The organism is Streptomyces sp. SAT1, from assembly GCF_001654495.1.
In the GTDB taxonomy this organism is placed as follows: Bacteria; Actinomycetota; Actinomycetes; order Streptomycetales; family Streptomycetaceae; genus Streptomyces; species Streptomyces andamanensis.
On the sequence record NZ_CP015849.1, the window covers coordinates 5,967,000 to 5,980,980 of the forward strand.

At 75.3% G+C, this 13,981-nt stretch carries 5 protein-coding genes; all 5 read left to right on the plus strand.

Annotated elements, in window-relative coordinates; all coding sequences use genetic code 11:
- The first annotated feature begins 39 nt into the window (after positions 1-39).
- The 5 genes from A8713_RS25600 (at position 40) to A8713_RS25620 (ending at position 13,870) form a co-directional block, all read left to right on the plus strand.
- Positions 40-2,295, plus strand: coding sequence for a vWA domain-containing protein (locus tag A8713_RS25600; RefSeq protein WP_064535903.1), 2,256 nt, complete (start codon positions 40-42; stop codon positions 2,293-2,295).
- Positions 2,296-2,398: 103 nt separating this feature from the next.
- Positions 2,399-6,436, plus strand: coding sequence for a tubulin-like doman-containing protein (locus tag A8713_RS25605; protein WP_064535904.1), 4,038 nt, complete (start codon positions 2,399-2,401; stop codon positions 6,434-6,436).
- Positions 6,433-9,270 carry a hypothetical protein gene (locus tag A8713_RS33965; protein ID WP_064535905.1) on the plus strand — a complete coding sequence of 946 codons (2,838 nt, stop codon included), beginning with the start codon at positions 6,433-6,435 and terminating at the stop codon, positions 9,268-9,270. Before A8713_RS25605 ends, A8713_RS33965 begins: the two co-directional genes overlap by 4 nt.
- The gene (locus A8713_RS25615; protein WP_064535906.1) at positions 9,267-11,402 is read left to right on the plus strand and encodes a hypothetical protein; all 2,136 of its coding nucleotides are present in this window, start codon (positions 9,267-9,269) and stop codon (positions 11,400-11,402) included. Before A8713_RS33965 ends, A8713_RS25615 begins: the two co-directional genes overlap by 4 nt.
- On the plus strand, positions 11,399-13,870 hold the full coding sequence (locus A8713_RS25620; RefSeq protein WP_064535907.1) for a hypothetical protein: 2,472 nt from the start codon (positions 11,399-11,401) through the stop codon (positions 13,868-13,870). The genes A8713_RS25615 and A8713_RS25620 overlap by 4 nt, the downstream gene beginning before the upstream one ends.
- Positions 13,871-13,981 lie beyond the last annotated feature (111 nt).

Genomic DNA, 13,981 nt, shown 5'->3' on the forward strand with positions numbered 1-13,981 from the left:
GGAAGAGTCACGGGAAGACGGCAGACAGGCAGGAGCCGGGTGCGCCGCGCCGCGGTCTCGGTGCTGGGCGGCACCGCGGTGCTCATGTCGCTGCTGGCACCTGCCGGCCGGGACCCGGTGCCGGCGGCGGACGCCGTCCCGGCGTTCCCGGCCGTCAACTACGCCGTGGCCGTGGACGAGTCGGCCAGCCTCGCCGCCGCCGACCTGAAGGCCGAGAAGGCCGCCGCCGCGCGCATCGCGCTCGGCGACGTCTCCTCCGACTCGCACGTCACGGTCTACGGGTTCGCCGCCGCCGAGTCCGCCGACCAGCGCGCCGTGGACCCGGTCTGCCCGCGCACAGGCCTGGACGCGGCGGGCCGCGAGAGCATCGACGCCTGCGTGGGCAAGCTGCGCGCACGCAAGAAGGACGAGGGCACCGGCACCGACTTCCCGAGCGCGATACGCCAGGGCGTGCACGACCTCACCGACGGCACCGATCCGGCCCAGCCCCGCGTGCTGTTCCTGCTCACCGACGGGAAACTGGACGTCACCGGCAGCCCCGCCTACGGCGACCCCGCCCACCGCACCGCCGAGGGCGAACGCCAGCTCAAGCAGGAACTGGCGAACGCCGCAGCCCACGGCGTGCAGGTCTGGCCGCTCGGCTTCGGCCCCGACCCGGACAAGCAGCAGCTCGACCGGATGGCCGCCGGCGGCTACCAGAAGGGCTGCGTCGCCCTGCCCTCCGCCGCGCCCAAGGCGCACAAGGTGTCCGGCGCCAAGGACATCGGCGCCACCCTGGAGGAGATCTTCGCCGCCGCCCACTGCCTGCGCCACGAACAGGGCCCCAGCAAACGCCCGCCCGCCACCCTGGAGATCGGCATCTCCCCGCTGGCGACCGTGGGCAGCATCGTCGTCGACAAGGGCGACCCCGCCGTCGAGATCACCTACTTCGACCCGCGGGGCCACAAGGTGCCCACCCACGGCACCTACGAGAACTCCGCCTTCGAACTCGCCGGCGGCTCCGGCCCGGTGGAGGCCCTCAAGGTCGTCGACCCGCTGCCCGGCACCTGGAAGGTCAAGGCCGAGGCACCCGAGGGGCACCGCTCCCTGCCCGTCGCCGTCAGCGTGCTGTGGCAGGGCGAACTGCGCGGTGCCCTGACCGCCGACCCGCCCTCGCCGCAGACCGGCGACAAGGTCACCGTCACCATGCGCCTCCAGACCCGCGAGGGCTACGAGATCAAGGACCCGCGCGACTACGCCGGCCTGCGCGTGGCCGGTGAACTGACCGGGACCGGGATCACCGCGCTGCCGCTGCGCCTGGCCGACGACGGCATCGCGCCCGACCGCACCGCGGGCGACGGCGACTTCACCGGCACCGTGCGGATACCCGCCGCCGCCCGCGGGACCCTGAAGGTGAGCGCCACCCTCACCGCCTCCGGGCTCAAGGCCGACACCCGCGACCTGGGCGTCGACGTGGCGCCCGGCACACCGCCCGTCACCGCCGCGCTCGACCTGCCCGCCGCCGACACCCACCCCGGCGCCACCGTCACCGGCACCCTCGCCGTCCACAACACCACCGCCACCGCGCACACCCTGCGCCTGACCACCGCCGACGTCCGCACCGGGCTGCTCACCCTCAGCCCCGCGCAGCTCACCCTCAAGCCCGGCGAGTCCGGCACCCGCGAGGTCAGCGTCGAGGTGGCCCCGGCGAGCGTCTTCGGCAACCGCCTCGGCGACGGACTGAGCCTCGCCGCCACCGTCCGGGTCACCGACACCACCGACGGCGACCGCGGCCTCGTGGCGTCCCCGCTGTCCCTGCGGGTGACCCCCGAGCCCGGCATCTGGGACCGGTTCTGGTGGGCGTTCGTCGGCGCGGCCGTCGCCCTCGTGGTCGCCGCCGCCCTCGTCGCCGCCTGGATCGGGCTGCGCCGCCGCCGCCGCGACCCGTACGGCCTCAGGCTGCGCCTGGTCTCCGAGGACGGCGACGTGCTGAGCGAGCACAAGGCCGGACACGGCAACAAGAAGCAATGGTACGAGTTCGCCGTCGCCGAGGCGCACCGCAGCCCCCGCCTGGAGAAGCGCGCCCACGGCCCGTACGCCGTCCGGCGCAACCCCGAGGGCGGAGCGGTCCTGCGCACCCAGGGCGGCCGGACCCCGCTGCGGGCCGGCGGCCGTGTCGCGCTCACCGACCTGCTCCACCTGGAACTGGCCGAGGACACTCCCTCGGGCGGCAGAGCGTCCCGCTCCGCCACCGTCCCCGCCCCCGACGGCGGCAGCGGCGGCAACGGCGGCGGCGCCTACGAGGACTACCTGTGACCGGCCCGCGCGCGGCGGACATCGCGGCCGCCGCGCCGCACGCCATCCACGAACGCACCGAGCACGAACCGCGGCCGGCCCGGCCGCGAGCGGGGAGGAAACCATGAAGATCTTCCAGCCGATGCTCTTCGTCGGCCTGGGCGGCACCGGCGGACTGGTCGGCGCCGAACTGGAACGCCGGCTCCGCGTCGAACTGTGCGGCCCCGACGGCATGGCGCTCAGCCGGCTCAGCGGCCACGCCCCCTTCCAACTGCCCGACTGCCTCCAGTTCGTGTACGCCGACTACAGCGAGTCGGACCTCCAGCGGCTGCCCCAGTTCAATGTCGACCCGTCGCTGCGCGCCGCCTACTCCCGCACCTCACGGGCCACCCACAACCTGCTGCCCAACTTCGACAGTTCGCCCGAGGTGACCAAGATGCTCCGGGCCAGCCTGCGCGAGGAGGTGGCCGGCTGGCTCCCGCCGATCATCGGCGAACCCGAGGTCACCCCGCTGCACAACGGTGCCGGCCAACTGCCCACCGTGGGCCGCGCCGCCCTCTTCGCGACCCTGCGCCACAGCCTCGCCCCGGTCCTCGAACCGCTGCTCCAGGCGATCGACGCCATGGCCAAGGCGGCGGGCGACCTCAGCGAACTGGGCGGCGGCAAGGTCAACGGCTGCGATGTCTTCGTCGCCTTCTCGGTGGCCGGCGGCACCGGCGCCGGGATCTTCCTCGACTACCTCCACCTCATCAACTACGCCTTCCAGCTACGCCGCTTCGACGGTGTGAAGATCTACCCGCTCGTGGTGATGCCGTCCTCGTTCTCCGCCGCCACCGGCGGCGGCCGCGAGGCCGAACTCAACGCCGCCCGTGCCCTGGTCGACCTGTTCCGCCTGGTGGACCAGCAGAACGCGCCGAGCGAACGCGCCGAGATCGGCGACCTCGACCACGAGGCCAAGTTCGGCATCCGCTACCCGGGCACCACACCGATCCGGCTGCGCACCGGCATCCTGCCCACCGCGTTCCTCTTCAGCCCCACCGCCGGGATCCGCGCCGACGACCTGCGCCGCTCCATCGTCTCCCTGGTGATGTCGCTGATCGGCACCGAACTGGGCGACGGCCGCAGCACCCAGGGCCGCAAGATGGCCACCGACGACGACTACCAGACCTTCGCCGCCAGCTTCATCAACCGCGGCGTGGCCCGCAGTTCCGTCTCACCCACCGGCATCGGCAGGCGGGGCGTCTCCACCAGCCTGGTCGCCGCCATGACCGCCCCCATGGACCAGCTCGCCGACCTCGTGGCCGGACGCATGCTGCGCGAGGCCGTCACGAACCTGGTGGAACGGCCGCGCGTCGAACTGCGCGAGGGCGCCGCCCCGATGATCCGCCGGCTCTTCGCGGACTCCCACCTCGAAGAGCTGTGGGAACGGCGGCAGTTGCCCGTGCCCGAACCCGAACCGCTGCCCCGCGGCGGCCGGAACATAGAACAGGCCCTCGGCCAGCGCGTCGCCGACATGCAGGCCCTGCTGTCCGACCTGCGCGCCGAGGCCGGCCGGCAGGCAGCCGTGATGGCCGACCGCTTCTCCCCGCGCCCCGCCATCGACAAGCTCCTCCAGAGCGCCGACCCGTTCCTCGTCGAACGCGTCGTGCGGGGCGTGCCGGACAGCGACGAGCAGATCACCCGGCTCGGCTTCCTCGGCATGCTGGACAACCGCGCCCGCGCCCCGCAGCGCCCGCCGGGCGTCACCGAGCAGCCGCCCAAGATCCCGCGCATCAAGGGCCAGTTGGGCGGACTCGCGCCCGCGCGCTGGGGCGACGACGACGTACAGGCCGCCCTCCAGGAGCAGAACACCTGGTACCAGTGGCGCTGCCGCTCGATCTGGCACGAGGCCTGGCGTGACCAGCAGCAGCACTGGCAGCCCCAGGCCGACGTGGCGGGCGTCGACCTCGACCGCCTCGTCCGGGCCTTCCGCCGCCACAGCGACCAGGAGCCCAAGGCGGCCCAGCAGAAGGCCCGCGAACTCTACGACGACCGCACCGGCATCTCCTACCTGCTGCCGCCGCAGCGCAACCTCAACCACTTCTACGACGACGTGGTCGACCGGCTGCTGCGCCGCGAGGGACTGCGCGATCAGGACCACGTCTCCACGCTGCTGCTCAAACTGATCGACGGCGACACCTGGCGCCAGGTGCACACCGTCAGCCGCCGCGACCCGGAGGGCGCCGTCGCCCGGATCAAGAGCCAGCTGGAGGGCCGCGTCACCCGGCTGTTCGCCGAGAGCGGCACCCATCTGGAGGAGCGTCCGCTGCTCCCGGCCATGGGCACCCTGCTGGCCGCGGCGGCGGGCGACACCGACGCCCGCGACCAGGTCAGCAAGGACGCGCTCGACATGTTCGGCCGCAAGCTGGCCGGGCTGCTGCCGGTGGGCTTCGCCCCGGAGGGCACCGGACCGCTGCGGGTCCTGGTCACCCACCCCCGGGTGACGGCCGTGGACGAGGTGCAGGAGTTCCTCGGCAAGACGCTGCGGCTGCCCTCGGACGCCAAGAACTCCGTGGAGTACCGGGGCGTGGAGAGCGACTCCGTCACCGTCGTCCTCTTCCGCAGCGAGATGAGCCTCACCCAGGTGCCCGAGGCCCGCAAGGTGCTGCGCCAGTGGGCCCGTGCCAAGGAGAACGAGCAGGCACAGGACGTCCTGCGGTGGCGCCAGCGGCTCGGCTTCCGCGACACCTGGATGGTCAGCGCCGAGGAGGACCGGCGTACCATCCTGCACCGGCTGCTGTGCTGCCTGTGGAACGGCCAGGTCGACGTGCTGGACGGGGAACCGGCCTCGCCGCAGCGGGTCAGGCTGCGCCTGTTTCCCGAGAAGGCCCCGGACGTGCCCGGCGTCCGGCTGCGCCTCGGCGACTTCCCCGGCGGCGTGTCGAGCTGGGCGGAACTGCTGCGCTCCTACGAGCGCTGGACCGTCCTCGACGACGAGTCGACCGTGGAGGACTACTGCCGCGAGCTGATGGGTGCCCAGCCGCTCGGCCTGGCCCGCACGGGCAGCGAACCCCACCCTCTCTTCGTCGAACTGGTCGAGAAGATCGCCCCGCGCCAGCTGGAGCTGCTGGCGGACCGCCGTGAGCGCGGCGGCGAACGCGTCGAGGGCTGGGTGCGGCCGCTCTGGGAGTTCTGGGCGGAGACCCTCCCGGCCGCCCTGGACAAGGAGTTCGGCGACCAGCGCGCCGTCCAGCCGACCCTGCGCACCCTGCTGGAGCACGTACGCGGCGGGCTGCCCGCCCGGCCCCGCCAGGACCGGGACGCCCTCCCCGCGCCGCGCCGCGCGGTGCCCGAGGACGACGACTTCGGCACGGCACCCGTCACCCGGCGCGCCGAGCGTGAGGAAGCCGTCCGGGACACCTGGGACACCCGGGACACCCGGGACGTGTGGGCCGAACCGGCCGACGACTACGGCACAGCGGCCCGCGACGGTGTCGGCCCTCGCGCCGCACACCGCGACCCGGCGCCGGTCCGTGAGGACCGTTACGAGGGCGACCGGTACGAGGGTGACCGCTCCGGCTCCGACCGGCGCCGCGGGGCCCGTCCCGGCACGGACCGGGACGAGGAGGAGCGGTACGGCGACGGACACGCGGACCGCTACCGCGAGGAGCGGGCCGAGCGCGAGGAGCGGGCCGGACGCGGCGAACGGGGTGAGGGGCGGCGGGACGACCGCGACCGCGCCCGCGGCGCGTACGGCACGCCCGGCGCGTACGAACGGCGCGGCAACGAGTACGAACCGCGGCGCAGCGAGTACGAACCGCCCGAGAGCGGCGACCGCGGCCGGAGCGGCGACCGCCCCTCCTTCGACTTCGACAAGCCCGGGACCGGCAGCACCCGCCGCCCCGCCGAGGACGCCCCTCGCGCCGACGACCGCCGTACGGACGAGTACCGCACGGACGGGTACCGAGCGGACGAGTACCGGGCGGACGAGCACCGTACGGACGACCGCCGCCGGGACCGGGACGCGGGGGACCGCGACGAGCCCGGTGACGAGGACGTCCGTCTCCGCCGGGCGCCGTGGGACGAACCCGCCGACCCGCGGGCGTCCTACGCCGACGCCGCCGACGACGACCGGTCCCGCGACCGCGACCGGCCCAGCCCCTGGGACGGTGACGCCCAGTGAGCACTCCCGACAGCTCAGGCGTCCCCGAGGACCCGTGCGAGATCATCCACCTGGACCTGCGCGCCGGGGCCGCCGAACTGGACAACGCGGCGGCGCTGCGGGCCCGGGTCGCCCGGCAGCTGGGCCGCGCCGGGCTGCCGGAACCCGACAGCCCCAGGTTCCTGGTGATCGACACCCCGGCCGGACTCACCGACCACCAGAAGCAGTACAAACTGCTCGTCGGCTACCCGGCCGTGGGCTCGGTCAGCCTGCTGGTGCTGCTGGTGGGCAGCGCCCCGGGCTCGTACGCCCGTGACGACGAGGCGTTCCAGCCCGACCGGCGGCTGCGCCGGCCGGCCGCGCTGCGCTCCTCGAACACCGGCCTGCTCTGGGCCGGTGACCTGCGCTCGGCCCGCACCGCGCTGGAACACCCCGCGCCGGACGACCCGGAGGCCCTGGCGGTCCTGGTGGACGTGCTGTCGGTGCGGAGCCTGTACGACGAGGTGCTGGAGAAGACCTGCTCGCTGCCCGAGGCCGCCGCGGCGCCCGGCGTACGGCTGCTGGAGCAGGACCTGCCGCCGGAGGTGCGCGACCGGGCCTGGCGCGCCGCGCTCACCCGGTTCGCGGGCGAGGACACCGAACTGCCCACCGACGTCATGGCGACCGCCTCCTCCGGCGTCGACCTGCCCGTGGCGCTGCGTGACCTGGTCACGGCCCGGGGCGGCCGGGACCAGCCGCACCGGATCCGCGGCGGGGTCGCGGACGAGGCGTACCGCGCCTGCGCGGACGACCTCGACCACGCCGAGGAGGCCCTGGCCGGGCTGGGGAGCGTCCCCGGGCTGCTGCGGCCCGCGCGCCGCGCCTCCTTCGAGACGGACGTCGAACAGGCGCGCCAGGCCCTCGGCGAGTACCGCGAGCTGGTGGACACTGCCCTGCGCAGCGGCGGCGGGTCGGCGCGGTCCACCGCCGACTCCACCGCCCGCTTCGCCGCCCTCGGCCTGGGGGTGCCGGCCGCGCGGGGCGCCGCCGAGCCGGCCCACCAGGCGCGCCTGGCCATCGGCGCGGGCCTGAAGGACTTCGCGGTCAGACTGCTGGAGCAGGGCTTCTCCCTGCGCGCGGTGGCGCAGCGCTTCACCGGCCTCGCCGGACGCGTGGAGCCGCTGCCGGGTTCGGCGCTGCTGCCGAAGCTCGCCGCCCTCCCGCAGCCGCCGGGCCGGCCCCCCGGCGACCCGTCCGGGGCCGCCGCTGCGGTCCCCGGACCGCCCCTGGCCGGCCTCGCCGCCGCCGGGGCCGGAGTGCTCGGCGCCCTGTGGTGCTGGCCGTTCCTCCCGCTGGCGCTGGTCGTTCCGGCGCTGTTCGCCGCCGTGGCGGCGCTCGGCGCGTCCCGGCTGCGGGGCTCGGGCCGGCGCGGCCGCTGGGCCGTGGCGCCCCGGGTCGCGGCGCTGGGCGGCGCGGTGGCCGCCGCGGGCGCGGCGTACGCGACCGAGCCGCCGGTGTGGCTGGGCACCATCGGGCTGCTGCTGGGGCTCGCCCTCTCGGCGGAGACGGCGCGCAGGCTCTGGCGGACGGCGGCCGACGCCTGGGGCCCCGGCCGGGTGACCGCCGTACTGCGGCGCTCCCTGGACAGCCTCGACGCGCTGCTCGCGGAGGCGGTCCATGAGCACTGGGCCGTCGAGGAGCGCCTGTACTGCGCGGACGCGGCCCGGTCCGTGGCCGGGGTGCTGCGGGCGACGGCCGCCGCCGCCGAGACCGAGGCCGTGGCACGGCCCGACGAGCGGCGCGCCCCGGACGGCGGCGCCCCGCACGTCACCGGCGACGTGGACGCCGAGGGCGGCTGGATCGACGAGCCCTCCACGCTGAAGGACACCGGCGGGTACGACGACGAGGAAGCCGACTGGACGCGCATGTACGCCGCCGGGAGCGACCCCTTCGACGACCCCGAGGGGGAACCGGCGGCGGACGGCTCATGGGGCGCGGGCCCGGCGGGCGGCCGGGCCGGGGAGACGAGAGCCCCGCAGGACACGGAATCGGCGCCGCGCTGGCTGGACCGGGAGAACGGCGAGGGCGGCCCGGACCTGGTCACCACCCTGGCCGGGGACCTGACGGACGCGGCCCTTGAGGCGCTGGCCCCCTACTGGGGCTCGGTCACGCACGACCAGGGCGGCACCTCCGCCGTCGGCCGCACCGAGGAACGCGTCCGGCTGCTGCTGTCCGCGGCCCGGCACCACCTCAGCCGCAACGGCGTCCTGGCCGCGCCGCCGTTCGCCGCGCCGCGCCGGGTCCGCCCCGGTTCGGCCGGGCTGCTCGGCACCGACCCGTACCGGCCCGCGCGGCTGGTCGGCGCGGAGGCGGACCGGCAGGCCGTGGTCCAGCTCTCCTCGCCCGAGCAGGGCGCTCTGCTCGACCGGAACCCGGGGGCGGGGGTGTGGATCAGGTTCGCGCCGCGGGCGGTGCGCGCCGAGATCGAGCGGGCCTGGGAGGCGGACGGCTCCGGCCAGCCCGCGGACGTGCTGTGGACGTCGTCGGGACGGTACGCCGGCCTGGTCCGGCTGACCCCGCTGCGGCCGGAGGTGGTGGACAGCGTCCGCCCCCAGCACGGCACGCCCGAACCGTACGGGACACGGCCGACGTACGAGACAGGGCCGACGTACGAGGCGGGGCCGTCATATGAGGCGGGGCCGTCGTACGAGACGCGGCCGTCGTACGAGCACGACGGCGGCCAGTACGGCACCGGCGGGTACGGCGGCGAGTACGGGACCGGCGAATACGGGACCGGCGAATACGGGACCGGCGAGTACGGCACCGGCGAGTACGGCACCGACGGGCACGGGTACGAAGGAGAGGGCCGCCGGTGACGAGCACCACACATCCCACCGGACCGGGACGGGGCGGTCCGCCGCCCGTGAAGCTCGCGTTCACCACCCCCGAGGGCCGGCGCCGCAGCGCTCCCGCCCGCTTCGGCCCCGAGGCCCGCCGGGACCGGCTGGAGCCCCCGCTGATCCGCAACTGCATCCTGGACGACAAGGCGGAGCGGTGCGTCCAGGTGCGCCTGGCCGCCCCCGGCGCCGCCGACCCGGCCACCCGCACCCTGCTGGAGAACGAGACCGGCACCGCGCTGCACCTGCACCGCGCGTTCGCCGGCACCGGCTGCGAATCGCTGTTCCCGCAGGTCGTCGGGTACGAACTGGACACGGCGGAGCCCTTCCTGCTGTACGCGCCGCCGCGCGGGAAACGGGTGGCGCTGACCCAGGTGATCCCCGCGAGCGAGCAGCAGGACTTCACCAGGGCCCTGCTGCGGGCCCTGTTCCTGCTGGACGAGCAGGGCCTGGTGCCGCGCGGGATCTCCCCGGAGACGGTCCTGTGGAACGGCCGCGGACTCCAGCTCTGGGGGCTGGACGCGGTCGACCGTGCGGGGCGGCAGCGCACCCCGTGGGGCGTGCCCCCGTACGCCTCGCCCGAACAACGCCTCGGCGAGGGCACCGTGGACTCGCGGGACGCGGTGTGGAGCGCGGCGCAACTGCTCTACCGGCTGGTGACCGGGCGGGCGGGACCGGCCGAGGGGCCGCCCGCCGACCTCGGCGAACACCGGGTGCTCGACCGGACGTTCCGCGCGGCCTTCGACCCGCGCACGGCCGGCCGGCCGACGCCCGCCCGGCTGCTCGACGTGTTGCAGCCCGGGGAGACCGCCCGCCTCCGGCTCCTCGTGCCCGCCGACGAGACGCGCCCGCACCGGGAGGCGTTCGAGGAGGCGCTGCGCCTCAAGCGGCAGGTCCCGCTCGCCCGCCCCGGCGAGGAGAGCGGCCCGGACGCCGGGCACGGCACCGGCGAAGTCCTGTGCCCCTACTGCCTCCAGACCATCCAGCTCGACCTGAGCAAACTGTTCGTGGCCGACAACAAGATGCAGTACCGCAAGCCGCTGGACGTCTCCGGCATCACCAACCCGGTCGTCCGCGACGACGTCATGCGCGGCGCGGTCCAGAAGTGCACGGCCGACCCGGACTTCCCCGAACACGTCATCCCCGTCCCGTACCTGATGAACGGCCGGCCGCTGACCGTCGCGATGGTCGGGCAGTCCTCGACCGGCAAGAGCCATCTGCTCACCCAGATGATCGCCGCGATCACCGACGGCGGCCTGGAGCCGTTCGGCCTGACCTGGCAGTCGGTCAACCCGGAACAGCACGCCCGCTTCGTCCGCGAACGCGTGCAGCCGCTGCGCAACGGCAATGTGCTGGACCACACCGCAGCCCTCGGCCTGGACGACTTCGCCCGCTTCGTGGAGTCCCTGCTGATCACCGACGCCCGCGGCCAGGTGCGTCCCGTCGCCTTCTTCGACCTCGGCGGCGAGGACCTGGTGCGGACCGACTCGGCCCTGCGGTTCCTGCTCGGCGTCGACGCCCTGGTCTTCGTCGTGGACCCGGCGCTGGCGCTGCCGCTGCCCACGCTGGACCACGCCAGGCAGCGCTGGGGGGTGGAGGTGAACCGCGACGGCGACCTCGCCTTCGGCACCGTCCTGGACCGGCTGCCGAAGAACGGCCCGTACCTCGACGTCCCGGCCGCCATGGTGCTCGGCAAGGCCGACCTGCTGCGGTTCCAGCCGCCCGTCGACCGCTGGCTGAGCCGCCCGCCCGCCACCGCTCTCGATCCCGCGCTGGTGCGGGCGGAGAGCCGGGACGTGCACAGCCTGCTGCGCCGGTACGCGGGCCAGGCGTGGCTGCGGCCCTTCGACACGATGCGCCGCTGCACCCTGCACATCGCCTCCGCCACCGGCGGCCAGGAGGACCGCGGCCGCTACCCGGCGGGCACCGGGCCCCGGCGGGTGCTGGAACCGCTGCTGGCGCTGCTGGCGATGCACGGGCTGATCGAGGTGCCCGGGGGCGCGGAGGCGCTCGCGGTGGGGGAGACACCCGGGTTCGAGACCGTACCCGGGCAGCGGCGAAGAGCACGATCCGCGGGAGCCGGAGGACCGGCCGGAGGGGACGATCAGTGAGCGACTTCCAGGACCGGGACCCGGTGCACCAGGTCGTCTTCCGCTGGGACGGCAACCACGGACGCCAGGGCACCGGCATGAACGCCGTCGCCCATTCCTGCACGCCCGAGCGGGCCGCCGAGCTGGGCCGCGAACTGGGCCCGCTGCTGTGGATGTCCGGCGCGGCGGCCCGCCCGAGCGTCGTCCGCACCGTGTCCAGCGACGAGCACGTCATGCTCGTCCAGCGCTGGCCCACCACCGACCCGGGCGGCCGGCCCAGCACGGTCAGCCATGTCCTGGTCGGTCCGCCCGGCACCCTCAAGACCCGCCAGTGCCTGGGCCTCGCCCACGGCGGCTGGAGCACCCGGGAACAGGCCGAGCGGGCCTCGGGACACAAGTCGGTGGTCGACGCCGCCGAGCTCAACGACCTGGCCATTGCCCGGCTGCCCGACATGCTGGGCGGGCTGCCCGAGGTCAGACACGCGCTCACCCAGATCACGGCGGAGCTGCTGCGCGATCCCACCCAGCGGGTCTCGCTGCTCCTGGAGGAGCGCACGCCCATCGCCTGGCCGGACCGGGCCGCCGTGCCGCTGGTCTACCTCGGCCTGTTCCTGCTCTTCGGCTCCTGGCTCGGCCACGAGTGGACGTTCGCCACGTACGACACCACGGACACCCACCCGCTGCGGCTGACCGCCGTACCGCGCTGGGAAACCGACACCGGCGGCTCGGGCCCGCTGGCCCGGGTCATGGGCCGCAGGCCGGAGGACCTCCACTTCGGCCGCGAGGCCGCCCAACTGGTCAAGTACCTCCTCGACCACCCGGACGGCCTCCCGGGCGTCCCCCACCTGGTCGACGACCTCCCCGACGGGCGCTCCCTGGACTGGCCCCTTCGCAGAGCCCACCTCCGGGACATCCTGGACTCCCGGCCCGTGGCCCCCCGCCCCGCGACCCGGTCCAGCCTTCTCGGCGGCGAACGCCCCGAGGAGACCGACCGGCCCCGCCGGGCTGAATGGCCCGAAGGCTTCGAGCGCCCGGAGCATCCAGAGCACCCAAGGCACCCAGAGCACCCGGAGCGCCCGGAGCGCTCCGACCGGCCCGTTGCTCCCGCACGGCTCGACCCACGCGAACGGGACGCCCCGACCGAAGGGAACGCCCGGGACGCCGGGGACGACAGAGACGCGAGGGGCGCGAGGGGCGACAGGGGCGTCTGGGCCGGCGGGACTGAACGGGATCCCCGGGACGGCACGGTCGGCGAGGCCGACCGGCCCGCCCCGGTCCTCCCGGCCACTCCGACCGCCCCGGCCGGTCCGGCTGCCGGGCCGGACCGGTTCGGCCGGTCCGGGCCGTCCGCTCCGGCCGCCCGGACCGGGCAACCTGCCCCGGCCGACCGGTCCGGCCGGCCGGCCGGGCCCGACCACCCTGACCGGCCCCGGCCCGACCACCCCGAGCGCCCGGACCACCTCGACCCGTCCGGTCACCTTGGTCACCCCGGTCACCCCGGCCGACCCGACCGCACCGGCTGGGTCGGTGGGTGCGCGCCCGCGGTGCTGCCGGGGCAAGCCGGGCCAGGACCGGCCGGGTCCGGGGCCGCCGGGCACCCGGGATCCGCACCGCCGCCACCGTCGTCGCCCCCGTCACCCCCGCCCCCCACCCGTCCGCCCGGACAGACGGCGCCCGGACACCTTGAGGTCCACCCCCCGGCCCCGTACCACCCGACGTACCCTCCGGGCCCCGCACCCGCACCGGCATCCGCCGCCCCCCGGACGCCCGTGCCCGGGGACGGTCCGACGCCGGGCGGAACGGGCGTCCCGGCCGCCGCGGGGGCGTCCGACCTCAGCCGGGCGCTGCGCGACCGCCGGCCCGGTGACCGTCAATGGCGCAGGACCCTGGCGTCTGCCCTGAGCGAGCAGCCCGACGAGTTCCTGCTGGCCGAACTGCGCTCCGAGCAGCTTCCACAGAGTTCCCTGGGGCTGCTGCTGACCGAGCTGGGCAAGCCCGAGCGCTGGAACGAGCGCAGCGAGGAGATGCACCACGAACTGTGCGCGGAGGCGCTGCGCAAGGGCCTGTACTTCGGACCGCGGGGCCCGGGGGCCGACGACATCTCCCTGGTGGAGATGACCGAGCGGGCGGTGGAGGTGTTCCACTGGGCCGTCGCCCCGTGGGCCAGGGATGTGCGCTACTTCCAGGATCTGCGGGAGCTGCTGCACAAGATGGACCACGCCCGGGAGGGCGCCTCGGGCAACTGGCTCAGGGGCGCGTTCCTCAAGCCGGGGCGCCATCCGGTGCCCGACCTGCCGCCCGGCCTGTGGCAGCAGGTCCTGGAGGACGTGATCAAGCGTGGCGGTCCCGCCGGTACGGAAGCGGGGCACCCGGAGGAGCGCGTCGGAGGAGCGGCGTCCCCGTCGCGGCCGGCCAGTTGGGTGCTGTGGGCCATCGCGGGCACATTCGCGGCGTTCATCGGGCTGGTGATCCTGCTGGCTGTCGGCTGAGGGAAATTCCGTGGCGCGGGGGAGGAGCGAGTCCCTAGGGTGAGGGACGCTACGGGCGGTGGCCATCGGCTGCCGCCGCCCCCGTCGACCGGATCCGACCAGGAGGTGTGA